The organism is Streptosporangiales bacterium (genome assembly GCA_009379955.1).
In the GTDB taxonomy this organism is placed as follows: domain Bacteria; phylum Actinomycetota; class Actinomycetes; order Streptosporangiales; family WHST01; genus WHST01.
Map to the genome: position 1 here is coordinate 61419 of WHST01000013.1, position 18550 is coordinate 79968.

Genomic DNA, 18550 nt, shown 5'->3' on the forward strand with positions numbered 1-18550 from the left:
CGTGCCGTTCCGGGGTTCAAGTACCGACGAGTGGCCGCGAATGGGCGGCTGCGCGGCGAGTGTAGCGGCCACCCGCGCCCGCACGACAGCGGGGACCGGGCGTGATGCCCCCACATCCGGGCGAGCGGATGGGATCATCGGTGCCGACACGGCCGATCCGCCGTACCCCGCGAGAGGAAGATCACAATGTCCGACGAGTGGCGCTGGTGGCTCGGTAACCGCGATTACTTCCTGCGTGACCGCACCGAGCAGCTGGCCGACGAGCTGTCGCGCGCGTCGTCGGAGACGAGCCGCATCTCGTCCCAGCTGCGCCACGTCCAGGGCACGCTCGAGCAACGCGTGAACCGCCTCGCCACCGCGTTCGACGCCTTCATCGAGCTCTCCGACCTGCGCACCGACCTCAACGCGTTCACCGACGCCGCCGCGGCCAGGCACCGGGTACGCCGCATCGTCGTCGGCGGCATCGAGGGCGACAGCGCGCTCGCCGACGACCTCGAGGACGTCGACGGGTACTGGCTCGTCCCGGCCGCGCGGGCGTTCGCCGCCCTGGGCAGGGGCGACGAGTCCGCGGCCGCGGTCCCGCTCGCGGAGGCCACCCGCCTCGACGCGACGCGCACCCGGCTCTTCCTCCTCACCGCCCTCGGCGTCGCCAAGGCTCCGGCGCTCGCGCTGCCCTGGCTGGGCGAGGCGCTCGGCGAGCTCACCCCGGGGCCGGTGACCCACGCGCAGCGGGCACTCTGGCTGGCGGCGGCGGAGGGCCGCTTCGGCCCGGAGGGTCGCGCACTCCTCACCGAGCGGCTCGCCCGCGCCGTCGGCGCCCTCCCGGCCGACCAGGTGGAGGTCGAGACGAAGGCCTGGCTGGACACGATCCGCCACCTGCCCTCGCCCCGGACGAGCCGGCTACCCGACCAGTTCGCCAGGGACGCCAGGTACGGCACGGCGCTGAGCGCCGCGGCGGTGCTCGGCGCCCTGCGCCTGCACTGCGAACAGACCCTCATGCCGTCGACCGGCGTCACCGAGGACGCCGCCGTCCAGCGCGCGCCGCAGCGTCAGCTGCCTCCGGCGGTCTTGCGACAGTCCACCGACGCGCCCCCCGCCGGGACCGATCCGGCTCCCGGGCAGGACGACGACCCGCTGCGCGACATCGTGGTCACGCTCGTCGACGAGGGCAGCCCCGACGAGGCACCGGTGCTCCGGCGGGTCGCCGAGCTCAGGCGGGTCATCTCGTCCAACGGACAGGCACCGTCGGAGGAGACACGCCCGGGCTGGCGCGACGAGGCCGGCGACCTCGTCACCTTCGTCCGCCAGGACGCGTTCGACCGCGACGCCGGAGTCGCCATGGCGGCCGGGGTGGCGCTGCGCGCCTGCGCGCCGCTCGCCGATGCCGTCGCGGAACGCCTCGCCGCCGACACCGTGATCGCGGTGCCCGACGAGTCGACCGTGACGATCGAGGGCGTCGCCGTCCGGGTCACGGCGGAGGGCCCGCGGTCAGCGGACGTCCGCGCGCTCGACGAGGCCATCGCCGAGCGCGCGCCGGGCGCCACACCCGAGCGCCTCGGCTACGGCATCGCCGCGGTCGGCGTCCTGCTGTTCGTCGCGGGTCTCGCGACCGAGGTGGGTCTCGTCGTCCTCGGTGTGCTCGCCGTGGTCGCCGGTGGGGGCTACGGGATCTACGCGACAAGGACCCGCCTCGCCGCCCGCGCCGAGAGCCGCGTCACGCAGGATCTCGCGCACGGTCGTGCCGACACGGCCGCGAAGGCGGTCGGCGAGCTCGCCGGCGTGATGCGGGACGGCACGGCGAACGTCGCCGACGACAAGACCGCGGTCCACGCTCTGCTGTCGTAGCGTGACCGGACCGACTCAAGTGCTCGCGGCGACCGCCTCATCGACGGTCTTGTGCAGCGGGAAGACCTTGGTCAGGCCCGTGACGCGGAAGATCTTGAGGATCCTGTCCTGCGTGCACACCAGGCGCAGCGTGCCGTCGTGGGCGCGTACCCGCTTGAGCCCGCCGACGAGGACGCCGAGGCCGGTGGAGTCGAGGAACTCGACGCGCTCCATGTCGACGACGATGTGGTAGGTGCCGTGGGCCACCAGGTCGATGAACACCTCGCGGAGCTTCGGTGCCGTGTAGACGTCGACCTCCCCCGCGACCTCCACCACGGTGCGGTCGTCCACGACACGGGTGGTCAGCGACAGGTCCACGGGTCCTCCGTCGTCTCTGCGGGAGCCTTCACGGCATTCAACCACGCGCCCGACCACGCAGCCGCACCCGTGAGGGGCACTCCGACCGGGTCAGGTCACGGTGAGGGTGCCCCTCACCGGCGCGATCGCGGCTGTCGGTCGCGGCGAGGACAATGGGGGCAGCGTGAACGAAGCCACCCGTACCCGAGACCCCGCGGCCCTGCTCGAGCAGCTCGCCGGTCGACGCGGCACCCCCGACCAGCCCGTGCTGACGCACGTCGAGCAGGTCGCCGCACGCGGTGGCGACGTGACGGACTGGCCCGCCTGGCTGCCACCCACGCTGCACGACGCGATCGCCGAGCTGGGCATCGAGGCGCCGTGGCGCCACCAGGTCGAGGCGGCGGAGCACGCCCGCGCCGACCGATCCGTGGTGGTGGCGACGGGCACGGCATCGGGCAAGTCGCTCGCGTACCTGATGCCCGTGCTCACCGCCGTGGCGGACGACGACGCGACGGCGCTCTACCTCGCGCCGACGAAGGCCCTCGCCCGCGACCAGCTGCGCGCGATGCTCGCGCTCGACGTGCCCGGCATGCATCCCGCGGTCTACGACGGCGACACCGAACCCGAGGAACGGCAATGGGTCCGGCGGCACGCGGACTACGTGCTCACCAACCCCGACATGCTGCACCACAGCATGCTGGCGCGCCACGAGCAGTGGAGCTCCTACCTGCGCCGGCTGCGCTACGTCGTCGTCGACGAGTGCCACCACTACCGCGGCGTGTTCGGCTCGCACGTTGCGCAGGTGCTGCGCAGGCTGCGCCGGGTCTGCGCCCGGTACGGCAGCACGCCGTCGTTCGTGCTCGCCTCCGCGACGGTGTCGGCACCGGAACGGGCGGCCGAGCGCCTCACCGGCCTGCCCGTCGTCGCGGTGACCGACGACACGTCGCCGCGTGGCTCGACCGCGTTCGCGCTGTGGGAGCCGCCGCTCACCGACCTCACCGGCGAGCACGGTGCGCCCGTCCGCAGGAGCGCGAACGCCGAGGCGGCCGACCTGCTCGCCGATCTCGTCTGCGCGCACGTGCGCACACTGGCGTTCGTCAGGTCGCGCCGCTCGGCCGAGGTCATCGCGGTCGAGGCCCGCCGCCACGTGGCCGCCGCGGTGCCCGAGCTCGGCCCGCGGGTCGCCGCGTACCGCGGCGGCTACCTGCCCGACGAGCGCCGCGAGCTGGAGCGCCGGCTGGCGTCCGGGTCGCTGCTGGGAATGGCCACCACCAACGCGCTCGAGCTGGGCATCGACATCAGCGGGCTCGACGCCGTCCTCGTCGTCGGCTGGCCGGGCACGCGCGCGTCGTTGTGGCAGCAGGTCGGCCGTGCGGGACGCGGCGGCCGGCACGCCCTGGCGATCCTCGTCGCGCGGGACGACCCGCTCGACACGTACCTCGTCCACCATCCCGAGGCGCTCTTCGGGCAGCCGGTCGAGGAGACCGTCCTCGATCCGGACAACCCGTACGTCCTCGCGCCGCACCTGTGCTCCGCGGCCGCCGAACGCCCGCTCACCGACGACGACCTCGTCCTGTTCGGGCCGGCGGCGCCCGCCGTCGTCGAGGAGCTCGAACGCGACGGGCACCTGCGGCGCCGCAGGGCCGGGTGGTTCTGGACCGGTCACGGCAGGCCACACGACCTCGCCGACCTGCGCGGTGCGGGCGGGCCGCCGGTGAGCCTGGTCGAGGAGACGACAGGGCGCCTGCTCGGCACGGTCGACGCCGCGACCGCGCCCGCGCAGGTGCACGACGGCGCGGTGTACCTGCACCAGGGCGAGACATACCTCGTGCGGCAGCTCGACCTCGACGACGCGGTCGCGTTCGTCGAGCGGGCCGAGCCCGACTACACCACGATGGCACGCGAGACGACCGACATCGCGATCATCGGAGTCGGCGAGCGCACGTCCTGGGGCGACGCGGAGCTGTGCGTCGGCACGGTCGAGGTGACCCAGCAGGTGACCGGGTTCCTGCGCCGCAGGCTCCCGACCGGCGAGGTGATCGGCGAGGAACCGCTCGACCTGCCGCCTCGCATGCTCCGGACGCGCGGTGTGGTGGAGCATGCCCGCGTCGGCGATCGAGGCCGGCGGCATCGCGGCGGCCGACCTCCCCGGCGCCGCGCACGCCGCGGAGCACGCCTCGATCGGCCTGCTGCCGCTGTTCGCCACCTGCGACCGGTGGGACATCGGCGGCGTCTCGACCGCGCTGCACGAGGACACCGGGAGGCCGACGGTGTTCGTGTACGACGGACACGCGGGCGGCGCGGGCTTCGCCGAACGCGGCTACGCCGCGGCCGGCGACTGGTTGCGCGCGACGCGGGAGGCCATCGCGTCGTGCGGATGCGAGACCGGCTGCCCGTCCTGCGTACAGTCACCCAAATGCGGCAACGGTAACGAGCCTCTCCACAAGCGGGCGGCGGTTCGCCTGCTCGACCTGCTGCTCGCCGGGCACACTTCTCGTGACCGCTCCGCACCCGACGGCATGTGAAAGGCAGACCCGCGATGGTCGTGCTCGGGCTCATCTTCGTCGTCCTGGCGATCGCGTGCGGTGTGGGCGTCCTGCTCGGCAACGGGAACGCGGTGTCGCCGGAGTGGTACGGCCTGACGCTCGACGGCTTCAGCGTGCTGTCGGTCTACGTGGCGGGACTCGTCACCATGCTCGTGCTGCTGCTCGGTGTGTGGCTGATGCGACGAGGCGTCCGCAGGACCGTGCACGCCCGCAGGACGCGTGGCGGCTCAGCGCCGGCGCGATCTCGCGCGGTGAGCGCCGGCGGCGACGACCCGGCCGAAGACGCCGCGCCGCAGCCCCGCACGTGACCAGAGCACCACGTGGCCGCCGACGAGAAGGAGCACGAGACCCATGGCGACGGGCACGGCCACGTCACCGCGCAGGTTGCCGTAGGCGAGCGGCTCGATGGCCCGGTTCTTGGCCGCCGTGCGCTCGGTGGTCACCGGCGCGACCTTGGGGCGCACGCCGAACGACGGGTACGGGTTGCTGGACGGCAGGCCGTCGTCGGGCCAGCTCGCTCCCGGCACCTGGCCGCCGGGCCCGAGCTCGGGCGTGGGGAACGCGCCTTCGCGTCCACCACCTGTCGATGATCCACCGCGACCGGGGACCTGCCCGGCCGTCGAGCGCTCCCGCGCGGCGGTAGGAACCTCGACGGAGTCCTTGGCCGTGCCCGAGGAGAGGCCACCACCTGGCGCCTGCCGCGTCGCGGCCACCCCGACGGCGGTGCGGCCGCCGGACGCCGGCGCCGTGAGCGTCGCCGAGCACGAGCTGCCGTCGCACGCCTCACCGACGCCGACCTTCTCGGCGCGGTCGCCGACGGCGACGGTGTACGAGGTGAGGTCGGGTTCGGCGCCCTTGCGCCAGTCGACCTTCACCTTGCGGGACGAGACCGCGTCGGCGTCGACGCCCTTCGGCGTCGCCGGCGGCGCCTTGACCACGAACGACGACTCCGACCCGCTGCCGAGCACGAGGACGTTCGCACCGAAGGTGACGGTCCACCTGCCGTTGCGCGCCGGGGTCTGGCGACCGTCCTCGACGCACGAGCCGTCGAAGTCGGGGCACGAGAGCGAGAGGGTGTAGGAAAGGGTCTTGGGGCCGTCGCCCTTCGCCACGGTGACCGGCTTGCTGCCACCGGGTGGGGTCAGGCCGAGCTTGCCGTGCTCGAGCAGCCCGAGCTTGACGCTGATGGTCACCTCGTCGGAGCGGGAGGTGAGGGTGGAGTCGGACACCGAGATGCGTCCCGCCTCCGCCGGCGCGGCGGTGATCACGCTGCCGACGAGGACGGCCGTGGCCGCCACCGGCAGCACGACGCATGCCGCAGCCAGCCTGGCGCGCCAGGTGCGCCCCCCACGCCCTACGAACACGTCCGGTCCTCCCGCTGGGTGCATGGCGTTCGTCGTGGGCAACGACGCCGTGTGCGGCAGGTTACGCCACAGTAGCCATGGCGCGGATGCCGTGAGGTGCTGTGTCACATCCGAAATCACGCATCGTGAGGAGTGGTAACGATGATCACCGGCGTTCACGGACTCATCTACACCGAGGACACCGAGGGCGTGCGTGCGTTCTTCCGCGACGTGCTGGGCTTCGCCCATGTCGACGCGGGAGACGGGTGGCTGATCTTCGCGCTGCCGCCTGCCGAGCTCGGCGTGCATCCGAGCGGGGGCAACGGCGTCGGCAGCGGCGGGCACCAGCTCTTCCTGATGTGCGACGACATCGCGGCGACCGTCGCGGAGCTCGAGGGCCGGGGGGTGACCTTCGCCCAACCACCGACCGACGAGGGCTTCGGCATCGTGGCCGTCATGCGGATCCCCGGTGACGGCACCCTCGGCATCTACCAACCCCATCATCCGACGGCACTCGGCCTCACCCCCTGACCCGTGCGCATCGACACGGCCGAGGCACGCCGCCGGTTCGCCGCCGCCCGGGTGGCCCGACTCGCCTCGGCGGACCCGGACGGACGGCCGCACCTCGTGCCGGTCACCTTCGTGCTCGACGGTGACCGGCTGCTGCACGTCGTCGACGAGAAGCCGAAGCGGAGCAGGGACCTGCGGCGGGTGCGCAACCTCCGCGCCGACCCGCGGGCCGGCATGCTCGCCGACCACTACGACGACGACTGGTCGCACCTGTGGTGGGTGCGTGCCGACGGCGAGGCGACCGTGTCCGACGACGGGGAGCAGATCGCGCGGGCGGTGGACCTGCTGGCGGCCAAGTACCCGCAGTACCACGAGCAGCGGGTGTTCGGCCCGCTCGTGGCGCTCACGGTGCACCGATGGACCGGCTGGGCGGCGGCGCATCAGTAGACCGAGACGTGGACGTGGTCGAGGTGGCGCAGCGTCGGGTTCGACGTGTCACCGCTCGGGTGGCGGTACGCGTGCCAGCCACGCCCTGGCGTCCAGATGCGGTCGCGGTAGATCACGTACTTCACGTGCAACGGTCGCGCGTTGCCGACGACCCAGGAGGCGAGGCGCCAGCCCTTCGCGACCCGGGCCGGGCTCCGCCAGGGCGTGATCATCACGTCGACCGCCCGCCCCGAGTAGTGGTCGCTGCCTGCGATGTGACCGCTGCTGCAGCCACCTGGGCAGTACCCACCGATGTCCGACTCACCGAACTCGGACCGGATCAGGTCGCGGACCCGGCGTGCGCGGGGCGTGAGCCCGTCGGCGCCCATCGGTCCGGCACCGGCGTCACCCTCGACCGTCGACGCGACGGCGAACGGGCCGCCGACGGTCCCGGGCACGGCCCGTGCCCTCGCTCGCGCGTCGCCGAGCCGAGTCAACGCGCCGCCGAGTCGCACCCGCGTCGAGATGTCGGCGACGCCGTTGGACGTCAGGCAGCCGGTGAGCCGGGCGCCGTTGCGCCGTGCCACCTCGGCGGCCGTCCGGCACGGCTCGCCGGCCTTGCCCGTCCACAGGCGGTCGGCCGCCGCCAGTGCGGCGAGGTCGGCCGCCGCCGAGGCGCGGTGCCGCGCGGTCGCCGCCGAGCCGTACAGGCCGACGACCACGGCGACGGCGAGGACCACCGCACCCATCGCGAGCACCCAGATCGACGCGGCGCCGCGTTCCCGGTCGGGTCGCCGAGTCACGGCACGCCACCCGTCGTGGTCGCGTCGTCCTCGACCGCGGCGACCGAGCGCGAGGTCACCCGCATCGCCCGCAGCCCGGCGACCCGCACCGACGCCGCGCACCGCACCTCCGCCATGCCGTCGTCGCGCGCGACGTCGATCGCGGCGCCGCGGGGAGCGGCCGTGGCGGCGGCGGCCACGACCGCGGTCATCGGCTCGCCACGCGCCAGTGCCCGCGCGGCCGACCTCGTCGCGTCGTGACATCGCAGCGATGCGCTCGCGGAGGCGATGACCAGCAGGCCGCAGGCGACGAGCACGAGCAGCGACGGCAGCGCCACCGCGAGCTCGGCCGTGTAGGCGCCGCGTGTGCGCCGGTGCCGATCGGTGCGGCTCACGGGGTCACCTGCATGATCAGCCAGCCCTCACGGACGATCTGGTCGAGCAACTGGTAGACCCGCTGACTGGTCAGCACCTTGACCAGGCAGGTGCCGAAGCCCACCGTGGCGACGCAGCCGACGACGTACTCGGCGGTGGTCATGCCGTCGTCGGAGCCGGCCCCGGGCGGCATCCGCAGGTTCTTCATGTCGACCTCCGGAAGGAATGCCGGCTGTCGGCCGGCCCGAGATCCCGCCCACTCGCGGGATCACCTCGTACGTCGGCACCGGGGCCCGGCGTCTGTAGCCCACCGGCGGGATCTGGGGACAACGCGAACGCGCCGGTGCCCCCGGCGTCGACCGGGGGCACCGACACGAGGTGGACACGACTCACACGAAGGCTTCGACGGCCTTCTGGATGATCGTCCAGATGAGCTCCTGCACCTCTGGAGAGGTCAGCAGCTTGTAGAGGATGCCGGCGAGACCGACGGCGGCGACCGTGCCGACGGCGTACTCTGCCGTCGTCATGCCCGAGTCGCCGCGAGCACGCCGACGGCGAGTCGGCAGCGCACGGGCAGGGCGGGGAACCGGAAGCATGGTACCTCCCGAAAGAGCCGACGACCGGTCGGTGCGGGATGCTCGGAGACGCCGAGCCTCACCCCATGAGTCGGCACGAGCACGGCCGATCCGCAGTCCCACCAACCGATCTGGGGATGCCGCATTGACCACGTATCCCGCCGCCACGGACGACGACCGCCGGCTGCTGCGCACGGCGATCGAGCTGTCACGTCGGTGTCCGGCGTCGGATACCGCGTTCTCCGTCGGCGCGGTCGTGGTCGGCGCGACCGGCGAGGTGCTCGGCACCGGCTACTCGAGGGAGACCGACGCCCACGTCCACGCCGAGGAGGCCGCGCTGGCGAAACTCGGCACGGTGGACGTCGCGGGCGCGACGATCTACAGCTCGCTCGAACCCTGCGGCGCCCGCGCGTCGCGGCCCACCTCCTGCGCCTCGCTCATCGCGGCGAGCGGCATCCGGCGGGTGGTCTTCGCGCTGCGCGAGCCGTCCCTCTTCGTCGAGGGGTGTGGCGCCGAGCTGCTGGTCGACGCGGGCGTGGAGGTCGTCGAGCTGGCCGAGCTCGGCGGCGAGGTGCGCGAGGTGAACGGTCACCTGTTCGGCGCGTGAGGACGTCACGACGGCCGGCGTCACGATCCGCGCACGGATGCCGACAGTACGTAACCGCCCGGCCCGGCGCGCACGCTCGGTCGGTGACGGTCCCGCTGAGCGGCCCGGCGATCGCGAACGGCAGGACATGCCCACCACCCGGTCGGCACCATGAGGCGATGATCCCGGTCGCGCGACGGGGCGTGCCGTGGGTCAGTGCCAGCTGCCTCCGGCGGTCTGGCGACAAAGGGGTGAGTGGCCGTGGGCGAGACGAGGATGCGCGGCCGGCTGCTGGAGCGGGAGACCCATCTCGAGACCCTGTCGGCGGCGGTCGCGGCCGCGCACCTGGGTCGGAGCTCGGCGCTCCTCGTTTCCGGTGAGGCGGGGATCGGCAAGACCAGCCTGATCCGCGCGTTCGTCGAGCGGACCCGTACGCGGGTGCTCCTCGGCGGCTGCGACGACCTCCGCACGTCCCGCACGCTCGGACCTCTGCGCGACGCCGCGCTCGGCTCCGGCGGGCCGCTGGAGCACGCGCTCACGGCGGGCGCCGGTGGCGACGCGGTCTTCGACGCGGTGGCGACGGAGCTGTCGGGTCCTGAGCCGACCGTGCTCGTGGTGGAGGACATCCACTGGGCGGACGACGCCACGATCGACGTCCTGCGCTTCCTCGGCCGCAGGCTCGACCGGCTGCGGACGGTGCTCGTCCTGACGTTCCGCGACGACGCCCTCGATGGCGGACACCCGCTGCGGCACCTGCTGTCCACGGTCGCGCCGGGTCCGGTGTCGCGGCTGGCGCTCGCTCCGCTGTCGCCCGCGGCGGTGGAGACCCTCGCCGCACACTCCGACTGGTCGGCGGCCGAGCTGTACGAGCTCACCCGCGGCAACCCGTTCTACGTGACAGAGGCCGTCGCCACACCCGACGGCGTGGTACCTGCCTCCGTCGTGGACGCCGTCCGGTCGCGGCTCCATCGGCTCGACGCGGCGGGCGTCGCGGTCGTCGAACAGCTCAGCGTGATCCCGTCGCCCATCGACCTGTCGCTCGCCGACGCCCTCGTCGGCGACCGGTGGGACAGGCTGACGGCCGCGGAGGAGGCGGGCGTCCTCGAGTTGCGCGAGAGGGCCGGGGGACCCGCGATCGTGTTCCGGCACGAGATCGCCCGCCGGGCCGTCGAGAGCAGCCTGCCGCACACGAGGCGCCGGTCGCTGAACCGCGCCGTCGTCGACGCGTTGCTCGCCACCGATCGCGAGCCCGACCTGGCGAGGCTCGTCCACCATGCCACCGAGGCCGGAGACGGGAACACGCTGCTGCGGTACGCGCCGCTCGCCGGGAGCCAGGCGGCAGTCGCCGGATCGCACCGGCAGGCGCTGGCGCATTTCGAGGGGGCGTTGCCGTACGCCGACCGGCTCGCCCTCGCGGAACGCGCGGAGCTCGTCGACGCGTACGCGTGGGAGCTGCACATCGCGCACCGCAACGGGGAGGCGGTGCAGGCGGCCTCCGCGGCGGTGGCGCTGCGCGGTGAGGTCGGCGAGCCCGTTCCACTCGTCGAGACGCTCGTCCGCGAGTCGCGCCTGCTGTACATCGCCGGTGACACCGCGGGTGCCATGGCCGCGGTAGCACGGGCGATCGAGGTGGCGCGGCCGACCGGCTCGGTCTCGGCCCTCGCGGTGGCCGAGAGCTACCGCGGCGCGATGCTGACCCTGACGATGGACGCGGAGCAGGCGGTACCCGTCCTCGAGGACGCCCGCCGGCTGGCGGGTGAGGCCGGCCGGACCGACCTCGCCGCCCTGTGCCTCAACTACCTCGGCATCGCCCACTGCGATCTCGGTGAGCGGCGTGGTCTGCTGTGCCTCAGGGACAGCCTGGCGATGGCGACGGGGAACGGTGACCACGAATCGACGGCCCGTGCGTACACGAACCTGGTGGAGGTGCTCTACCGGTACGGCGACCACGACGAGATGAGCGCCGTACTCGACGACGGCCTCACGTTCATGGCCGAACGCGGCTTCTGGTCCCACGCGTACAACCTCGAGGTACACACGGCCCTGCTCCTCACACGGCGCGGAGACCTCACGGGTGCCGAGGAGGGACTGCGAGCGCTCTTCGAAGGAGTGGACGACCCCGGGATGCTGTACGTCTACAGCGCTCCGGCACTGGGACGACTGCTGGCAAGGCAGGGTGATCCCGAGGCCGGCCCGCTGCTCGCGGCCGCGTGGGAGCGGGCATGCCGGCAGCGGTCGATGCCGGGCTACGCGTACGCCGCGATCGCGTACGCCGAATGGGCATGGCTGCAGGACCGGCTCGACGTGGCGACGACGATTGCCGACGCCATGCGACGCCGACCGCTGCCTCCCGGAGCGGAACGGCTCCGTGCGGAGCTCGGCTGCTACCTGGCCCGCGCTGGTGCCGGCGGCGAGCTGCCGTCCGACGGATGCACCGACTGGTGGACCACCACGACGCGCGGCGACTGGCGCGCCGCCGCGGCGGGCTGGGCGGAGGACGGCGACCCGTACGAGCGTGCGCTCGCCCTCACGGACTCGGGCGAGGCCGAGCCGATGCTGGAGGCCCTGCGCATCCTCGACGCGCTCGGCACCGCGGCGACGGCCGCGATGGTGCGAAGTCGCCTCAAGCTCCTCGGCGTGCGGCACATCCCGCGAGGTGCACGACCGAGCACGAGGACCAACCCGGCGGGCCTCACCACCCGCCAGGTCGAGGTGCTCGAACTGCTCGCCCAGGGACTGACGAACGCCGAGATCGCCCAGCGGCTCGTGGTGTCCGTACGCACGGTGGACCACCACGTCTCGGCGGTCCTCGCCAAGCTCGGCACAGTCTCGCGCCGACGGGCCGCGACGGTGGCGCGCGATCTCGGCCTGCTGCCGGGCAAGGACCAGCCGCTACCGGCCTAGGTAAGTGTCGCCAGGATGGGCAGTGGCGGCGGTGAGATGGGCAGTCGCTGCCGATGGCCAGGTGGTCGGTTCCGCCTACAACCGTGGAATGACTATCGAAGACCCCATCACGACCATCACCGACACCGTCCTGTCACCACGCGGATTCACCGCGGAGCTGCAACGCCGCGTGACCGGCAGGGTCGTCTCGCCGAGCGACCCCGACTGGGACGAGCAGCGTCTCGGTTGGAACCTGATGGTGGACCAGCAGCCGGCCGCAGTGGTGCACGTCGAGTCGTGCGCCGACGTCGTGGCGGCCGTGAGGTTCGCCAACGAGAACGGTCTCTCGGTGGCCGCGCAGCCGGTCGGCCACGGGGCCACCCGGGCCCTGGACGGCGCCATCATCCTGCGATTGGGCGCGCTGCAGGACCTCGATATCGACATCGCAGCGGGTACGGCGACCGTGAGCGCAGGCGTGCGATGGCGTGACCTCAACGCCGCGTTGTCGGGCACCGGCCTGAGCGGGCTGCCGGGCAGCTCGGGCGACCCGACGGTCGTCGGGTTCACCCTCGGCGGCGGGGTGAGCTGGTTCGGGCGCAAGTTCGGCATGGCGGCCAACGTCGTACGGAGCTTCGAGCTCGTCACGGCAGAGGGCGAGCAGATCACCGTGACCCGCGACTCGTACCCGGATCTGTTCTGGGCGCTGCGCGGCGGTGGCGGCAACTTCGGCATCGTCACCTCGATGGAGATCGAACTGGTCTTCACCGGCCGGATCTACGGCGGGCGGCTGATGTGGTCGATCGACCACGCACGCGAGCTGCTTCGCGCCTACGCCGAGGTCACCGCGTCGGCACCGGCCGAGCTCTCGGTCTGGGCCTGGGTGATGAACGTGCCCGACGTCCCGTTCGTGCCGGAGCCGATCCGCGGCAAGTGGATGATGGCCATCGACGTGACCTTCCTCGGCAGTCCGACCGACGCCGAGGACCTCCTCGCACCACTCCACGAGGTGGCGGCGCCCGCGCTGGGCGAGCTCGGCACGGTGCCGCTGGCGGACGTCGGCCTCATCGCGGCCGAGCCGGAGGACCCGACACCGGGCCTCATCGCCGCGGAACTGCTCACCGGCTTCGACCACGAGATCATCGACGCCCTCCTCGACGTCATCGCGATCGGGGAGCCGGGCGAACTGGCGATGTTCGGGATCCGGCACCTGGGAGGCGCGTTCGCCCGGTCGAGCGCTCGCGACGGTGCATGCGGGCACATCGCGGAGCCGTACATGCTGGTGTTCGGCGACATCATCTTCGCGCCCGAGCTGGCAGCTCCGGCGCAGGCCAGGATCGACGGCGTCCGCCGGGCGTTGGCGCCGTACACGGGCGAGCGCGTGCCGTCGAACTTCAGAGACGACGAGCACGCGGAGCTGATCCACCCCGCCGACGTGCTCGACCGGCTGCGGGCGATCAAGCGGCAGGTCGACCCCCGCGGAGTGATCCGTGGCAACAAGGTCCTGGGGGATGCGCTGCCGGTCGTCGGGCAGACGCAGTAGGGGGACGCGGGAGCCGCCGTGTGGGGACCACGGCGGCTCCCCCGACGTCGGTCGCACCGGAGTCACCAGAGCTCCACGGTCGACGCGATGCCGGCGACAACGGGGACGACGCCGAGCAGGACGAAGGCCGGCAGGAAGCACAGCCCCAGCGGCGCCGCCGCCCGGACGCCGACCTTGCGGGCGGCCTCCTCCGCCAGCAGCCGGCGCCGCTCCCGCGCCTCGGTCGCCACGTGGTCGAGCGCCGCGCTCACCGGGGCGCCCGAGGACATCGCCCGGGCCATCGCGCGGCCGAGCGTGGCGAGCGCCTCGTCCTTCGCCAGGACGCTCCACGACTCCGCCGGGTCACCGCCGAGCCGGAGCAGGGAGACGACGCCATGTAGCGCGTCACCGACCGGCCCGCCGACCGCGCGTGACACGGCCTCCGCCGCGGCGACGGGCGTGCTGCCCGACCGCAGGCACGCCGCCATCAGGTCGACGGTCACGGGGAGGTCGCCGGCGAGGCGCTGCCGGCGCCTGCGCACCCGGGAGGGTTCGAGGCGACCGAGCACGACGTGGCACGCGACAGCGCATGCGGCGCCGACGACTGCGCCCCAAGGCAGGCCGACGAGCATGGCCACGGCGCCACCCAGGCCGACCGCGGCGAGCGCGCGACCGCGCACCTGCGGACCGGGCGGCACGACGGGCGCGGAGTCGGGCACGCCGGCACGCAGCTGGTGGAGTCGACGCACCGCCCGGGCCGATCTCCGCGGCCAGCTGAGAACGGCCAGTCCGACGCACAGCGCGGCGAGGCTCATCATGAGCCGTCCTCCGAAGTGAGCATCGCAGCGGTCCGAAGCACCCACCGCGCCCGGACGCCCACCCAGCGAGGAGCGGAGCGGCGGAGGACGGCGGGGAACACCGTCATGAGCCGTCCTCCAAAGTGAGCATCGCAGCGGTCCGAAGCACCCACCGCGCCCGGACGCCCACCCAGCGAGGAGCGGAGCGGCGGAGGACGGCGGGGAACACCGTCATGCCGGGACCTCCGCGGCCTTGGCCAGTCGTACGGTCCACAGCACGCCGAGCAGGTCGATCCCCACGCCGGCCGCGAGACATGCGAGACCGTACGGCGACCCGAACAGGAACGCCAGCGGTCGCTGACCCAGCGACGTGCCCAGGACGATGCCGAGGACGGGCAGCAGCGCCAGCAGCCGTGCCGTCGCCCGCGGGGCGGCGAGCTGGGCTGTCACCTCGCGGCGTGCGCGCTGCTCGTCGCGTAGCGACGCGGCGAGCCGCTCGACCGCCTCGGCGAGGCCCGCTCCCGACTCCACGCCCACCTGCCAGCAGGCGGCGAGCCAGCCGAGGGCCCGGTGGCCGGGCCCGGCTGCCGCCGTGCGAAGGGCGCCGGGGACGTCTCCTCCGCGCGAGGCGACCGCGACGACCTGGCCGAAAGCCGCACGAGCCGACGCGGGCAGCGCGTCGACGGAGAGACGGAGCGCCTCGGCCGGGGTGCGTCCCGCCCGCAACTCAGCCACCAGGCCGGTGCACAGCTCCTCCACCAGCCGCCGCGCGGCGTTCTCCGCCCGGCCGCGTCGCAGCCGGTGCCACGCCCGGGTCAGCCCACGAACGGGTGCGGTCGGCAGACTCCCCTGCTCGGCGGCGAACACGGGGTCGCCGAGCGCCCGCAGCCGCCCGGCCGAGACCGCGGGACCGGTGACGAGCCAGGCCGCGACGGCCGCGAGCGCGACGGCGAGCAGGCCGGCCGTCACCAGTCCTCCCCTCGCCGGGCGAGCAGGTGGTGCAGGCGGTCGGCGCCCGCCCCACGCACCATCGACTCCCCCCGTGGGAACGACGCCGCGGGCTCCGCGCGGACGATGTCGTCGGTCCCGCGACGGAGAACGCAGATCTCGGCCACCCGGCGCAGGCCGTCACGGCGCTCGCGGACGAGGTGCACGACGACGTCGAGCGCCGCGGCGAGCTGGCTGTGCACCGCGCCCCGGCTGAGACCGGCCGCGACCGCGAGCGCCTCGAGCCGCGGCGGCACATCGGCCGCCGCGTTGGCGTGCAGGGTGCCGCACCCGCCCTCGTGGCCGGTGTTCAGTGCGTTCAGCAGGTCGGCGACCTCTGCTCCGCGCACCTCGCCCACGACGAGGCGGTCGGGTCGCATGCGCAGCGCCTGCCTCACCAGGTCGCGCAACGTCACCGCCCCCGTCCCCTCCGCGTTGGCCGGTCGAGCCTCGAGCCGCACCACGTGCGGGTGGTCGGGGCGGAGCTCGCCCGAGTCCTCGACGAGGACGATGCGCTCGTCCCCGTCGACGTGTCCGAGGAGACCGGACAGCAGGGTGGTCTTGCCGGTGCCTGTCCCACCGGACACGAGGAAGGCGAGGCGGGCACGGACGAGCGCCGCGAGGAGCCGCGCGCCGTCGGTGTCGAGCGAGCCCGAGACGACGAGCTCGTCGAGGGTGAAGGTGCGCGAGCGCGGCAGCCGCAGCGAGATGCACGTGCCGCCCGGTGCGATGGGCGGCAGCACGGCGTGCAGCCGAGCGCCGTCGGCCAACCGGGCGTCGACGTACGGCGCGGCGTCGTCGAGCCGCCGGCCGGCCGACGCCGCCAGCCGCTGGGCGAGGCGGCGCACGGCGGCCTCGTCGGGGAACTCCACCGGGGTGCGGCGAAGACCGTCGCCGGAGTCGGCCCAGACCTCAGCGGGCCCGTTGACGAGGACGTCGGTGACGTCGGCGCGCCTGAGCAGCGGCTCGAGCGGCCCTGCGCCGGCGAGGTCGGCGCGAAGCGACGAGGTCAGCGTCAGCACCTCGACGTCGCCGAGCACCACGCCCTCGGCACGCAGCGCGGTGGCCACCCGCGCCGGAGTCGGCTCGTGCGAGGCACCGGCCAGCCGGTGTCGCACGGCCTCGATCAGCCGCGGGGCGACTCCGGCAGCTGCCGCGCCCGTCATGCCGCTCTCCGGTCGCCGACGAGCGAGACGAGGAAGTCGCGGCAGAACCGGGCCAGCGGGCCACGAAACTGCCGGACCGGCGGGTCGCCGCGGTCGAGGGCGGTGTCGAGCCCGGTCTCCTTGCGGATCGAGGCGACGACCGGCAGGTCGAGTGACGTCGCGATCATGGCCGGAGGCAGGCCGGTCGGGGCTGGGCCGCGCACGAGCACCCTGATGTCGGCCGCATGCCGCTTGAGCCCCTGGACGACGCGGGAGGCGGCGGCGACCGCGCGGACCTCGGCGGGCACGACGAGCAGCGTGACGGTGGAACGCGCCAGCGCCTCCGCCGCCGCTTCGTCGACCCGGCGCGGCAGGTCGACCACCACGAGGTCGCTGCACCTGGCCGCCGCACCGAGGACCGCGCGCATCGCCTCGACGGGGATGTCGAGCTGATCGCCACGGTCCCACGACAGCATGGTCAGCTGGTCGACGCGCGGCAGCGCGGCGCGCAGGGCGGCGCCGTTGACCCGGCCACGGGTGTGCGAGAAGTCGGGCCAGCGCAAGCCCTCGGTGTCCTCACCGCCCACGACGAGGTCGACGCCGCCGCCGAGCGGGTCGCCGTCGACGAGCAGCGGACTCATGCCCATACGCATCGCGGTGAGCGCGAGCGCGGCCGCGGTGGTCGACGCCCCCGCACCGCCCCTGCCGCCGACCACGCACACGACGCTGCCCGGCGGGTCGGGCGCCTCGACCGCGTCGGCGAGCCGGTCGACGAGCCACGGCTCGTCGACGGGCAGCACGACCGCGCGGTCGGCCCCGAGGTCGACCGCTCGCTTCAGCACCGCCGAGTCGTCGCGTGGCAGCACGACGACCACGCCGGAGCGGTCGGGCAGGTGCAGCCGTTGCGCCTCGGCCGTCGCGTCGGCGCCGAGGAGCACCAGCGGCGCGGACCGCCACGACGGCCGCGCGGCACCCGCGGACGGGACGAGCTCGATCGACGCGCCGGCCGCGGCGGCCAGCCGCAGCACCTCGTCGACCAGGTGCTCGTCGTCGCTCACCAACAGCGGCCGCGACTCCTTGCCGATCGTGTCGGCGGATGGGACTTCGAGTGGTGCCACCGGACCTCCCCAGGCTCGTTCGTCGACAGGTATGTCGGCAGCAACGCGGGCGTTCCGTAGGGTCGGTCGCGGATCTGTGGACGGCGGCGCGCCTAGCGCACGGCAGGCCGGACGGGCAAGGGTTGGTATTGCTACGGCGTCGCCGTAAACGGTTCGCCCCAACGAATTCGCGCTAGGTCTTCCGTTACGCGCGCGTAACCCGTAACAATGTGTGCACGGAACCGGTAGGACGCGATGGGCGGTCGATTCTCACCGTTCTCCCGCTTCCACGCACGACCACTGGGCACCCACGCGCGACCAGCCGCGGGAGGCGCACCGCGTCGAGACTTCGGTCTCGAGTCGGTGAACACGTTTGCACGCTTGGTAACCCAGGTGGCCGTGTCAGTGAACGGCGCCCGCCTCGGCGGGCGCCGTTTGCATTCGTCCCGATTCCGCCCGACAAATGCCTCGACAATCGGTCAGCGGCGCACGACCGCCTCGCAGACGGCCAGCGCGTCCTGGGCGGCGAACGTCACCGCCGCGGCGCAGTGCCGCACCCACACGGCCACGCCCTCACCGCCCTCGGCGTAGCGGGCGATCGCCGCCTCGTACGCCTCGCGGAGCTCGAGGTGCCCGACCTCGGGGGCCAGCAGGGACGAGCGGTCGAGGCCGCGGGAGACGAGGACGAGGCGCTCGGCGCCCCGGGCGACGAGGCCGCTGCCCCGCTCGAAGGCGGGGAGCGACAGCACCTCGCCGTGCACGAGCGAGGCGACGGCGACCGCCGGCGCCGCGGTCTGC

The 18550-nt window shown here is 73.8% G+C and carries 17 protein-coding genes and 1 pseudogene; 8 read left to right on the top strand and 10 right to left on the bottom strand.

Annotated features, from left to right (window positions below; translation table 11 throughout):
- Positions 1-186: 186 nt before the first annotated feature.
- The gene (locus GEV10_06170; protein ID MQA78052.1) at positions 187-1845 is read left to right on the top strand and encodes a hypothetical protein; all 1659 of its coding nucleotides are present in this window, start codon (positions 187-189) and stop codon (positions 1843-1845) included.
- 15 nt (positions 1846-1860) lie between these two features.
- On the opposite strand, the gene GEV10_06175 is transcribed toward GEV10_06170, so the two are convergent.
- Positions 1861-2202, bottom strand: coding sequence for an anti-sigma factor antagonist (locus GEV10_06175; protein ID MQA78053.1), 342 nt, complete (start codon positions 2200-2202; stop codon positions 1861-1863).
- Positions 2203-2365: 163 nt separating this feature from the next.
- Here GEV10_06175 and GEV10_06180 point away from each other — a divergent pair.
- Both GEV10_06180 and GEV10_06185 read left to right on the top strand, forming a co-directional pair.
- A pseudogene (locus GEV10_06180) lies at positions 2366-4706 on the top strand (DEAD/DEAH box helicase).
- Positions 4703-5035 (top strand): hypothetical protein, encoded by a 333-nt coding sequence (locus tag GEV10_06185; protein MQA78054.1) that lies wholly within the window; start codon positions 4703-4705, stop codon positions 5033-5035. Before GEV10_06180 ends, GEV10_06185 begins: the two are co-directional and overlap by 4 nt.
- Here the strand turns inward: GEV10_06185 and GEV10_06190 are convergent.
- On the bottom strand, positions 4955-6091 hold the full coding sequence (locus GEV10_06190; protein MQA78055.1) for a hypothetical protein: 1137 nt from the start codon (positions 6089-6091) through the stop codon (positions 4955-4957). The two genes, GEV10_06185 and GEV10_06190, sit on opposite strands and share 81 nt — an antisense overlap.
- A gap of 141 nt (positions 6092-6232) precedes the next feature.
- Between GEV10_06190 and GEV10_06195 the strand changes: the two genes are divergently transcribed.
- Positions 6233-6601 carry an extradiol dioxygenase gene (locus GEV10_06195; protein MQA78056.1) on the top strand — a complete coding sequence of 123 codons (369 nt, stop codon included), beginning with the start codon at positions 6233-6235 and terminating at the stop codon, positions 6599-6601.
- A 3-nt stretch (positions 6602-6604) separates the two neighbouring features.
- The gene (locus GEV10_06200) at positions 6605-7027 is read left to right on the top strand and encodes a TIGR03668 family PPOX class F420-dependent oxidoreductase (protein ID MQA78057.1); all 423 of its coding nucleotides are present in this window, start codon (positions 6605-6607) and stop codon (positions 7025-7027) included.
- Here GEV10_06200 and GEV10_06205 read toward each other — a convergent pair.
- The 4 genes from GEV10_06205 to GEV10_06220 all read right to left on the bottom strand — a co-directional run bounded on the left by GEV10_06205 (position 7021) and on the right by GEV10_06220 (position 8759).
- A complete protein-coding gene (locus GEV10_06205; protein ID MQA78058.1) occupies positions 7021-7809 on the bottom strand; it encodes a hypothetical protein in 789 nt (262 codons plus the stop codon). The genes GEV10_06200 and GEV10_06205 overlap by 7 nt on opposite strands.
- Positions 7806-8183, bottom strand: coding sequence for a hypothetical protein (locus GEV10_06210; protein MQA78059.1), 378 nt, complete (start codon positions 8181-8183; stop codon positions 7806-7808). The genes GEV10_06205 and GEV10_06210 overlap by 4 nt, the downstream gene beginning before the upstream one ends.
- Positions 8180-8356: a DUF4244 domain-containing protein gene (locus GEV10_06215; protein MQA78060.1), complete on the bottom strand. Its 177-nt coding sequence runs from the start codon at positions 8354-8356 to the stop codon at positions 8180-8182. Before GEV10_06215 ends, GEV10_06210 begins: the two co-directional genes overlap by 4 nt.
- Positions 8357-8552: 196 nt before the next feature.
- On the bottom strand, positions 8553-8759 hold the full coding sequence (locus GEV10_06220) for a DUF4244 domain-containing protein (protein MQA78061.1): 207 nt from the start codon (positions 8757-8759) through the stop codon (positions 8553-8555).
- On the opposite strand from GEV10_06220, the gene GEV10_06225 reads away from it, so the two are divergent.
- The 3 genes from GEV10_06225 to GEV10_06235 all read left to right on the top strand — a co-directional run bounded on the left by GEV10_06225 (position 8758) and on the right by GEV10_06235 (position 13747).
- Positions 8758-9345, top strand: a complete 588-nt coding sequence (locus GEV10_06225) for a dCMP deaminase (GenBank protein ID MQA78062.1) — start codon at positions 8758-8760, stop codon at positions 9343-9345. The two genes, GEV10_06220 and GEV10_06225, sit on opposite strands and share 2 nt — an antisense overlap.
- A 240-nt stretch (positions 9346-9585) precedes the next feature.
- Positions 9586-12228, top strand: a complete 2643-nt coding sequence (locus GEV10_06230; protein MQA78063.1) for an AAA family ATPase — start codon at positions 9586-9588, stop codon at positions 12226-12228.
- Positions 12229-12316: 88 nt separating this feature from the next.
- Entirely contained in the window at positions 12317-13747 is a 1431-nt protein-coding gene (locus GEV10_06235) for an FAD-binding protein (protein ID MQA78064.1), read from the top strand.
- Positions 13748-13809: 62 nt separating this feature from the next.
- On the opposite strand, the gene GEV10_06240 is transcribed toward GEV10_06235, so the two are convergent.
- The 4 genes from GEV10_06240 to GEV10_06255 all read right to left on the bottom strand — a co-directional run bounded on the left by GEV10_06240 (position 13810) and on the right by GEV10_06255 (position 17773).
- Positions 13810-14358, bottom strand: a complete 549-nt coding sequence (locus tag GEV10_06240; protein MQA78065.1) for a hypothetical protein — start codon at positions 14356-14358, stop codon at positions 13810-13812.
- Positions 14359-14754: 396 nt separating this feature from the next.
- Entirely contained in the window at positions 14755-15492 is a 738-nt protein-coding gene (locus GEV10_06245; protein MQA78066.1) for a hypothetical protein, read from the bottom strand.
- Positions 15489-16676 carry a TadA family conjugal transfer-associated ATPase gene (locus GEV10_06250; GenBank protein ID MQA78067.1) on the bottom strand — a complete coding sequence of 396 codons (1188 nt, stop codon included), beginning with the start codon at positions 16674-16676 and terminating at the stop codon, positions 15489-15491. Before GEV10_06250 ends, GEV10_06245 begins: the two co-directional genes overlap by 4 nt.
- Entirely contained in the window at positions 16673-17773 is a 1101-nt protein-coding gene (locus GEV10_06255; protein ID MQA78068.1) for a septum site-determining protein, read from the bottom strand. Before GEV10_06255 ends, GEV10_06250 begins: the two co-directional genes overlap by 4 nt.
- Positions 17774-18550 lie beyond the last annotated feature (777 nt).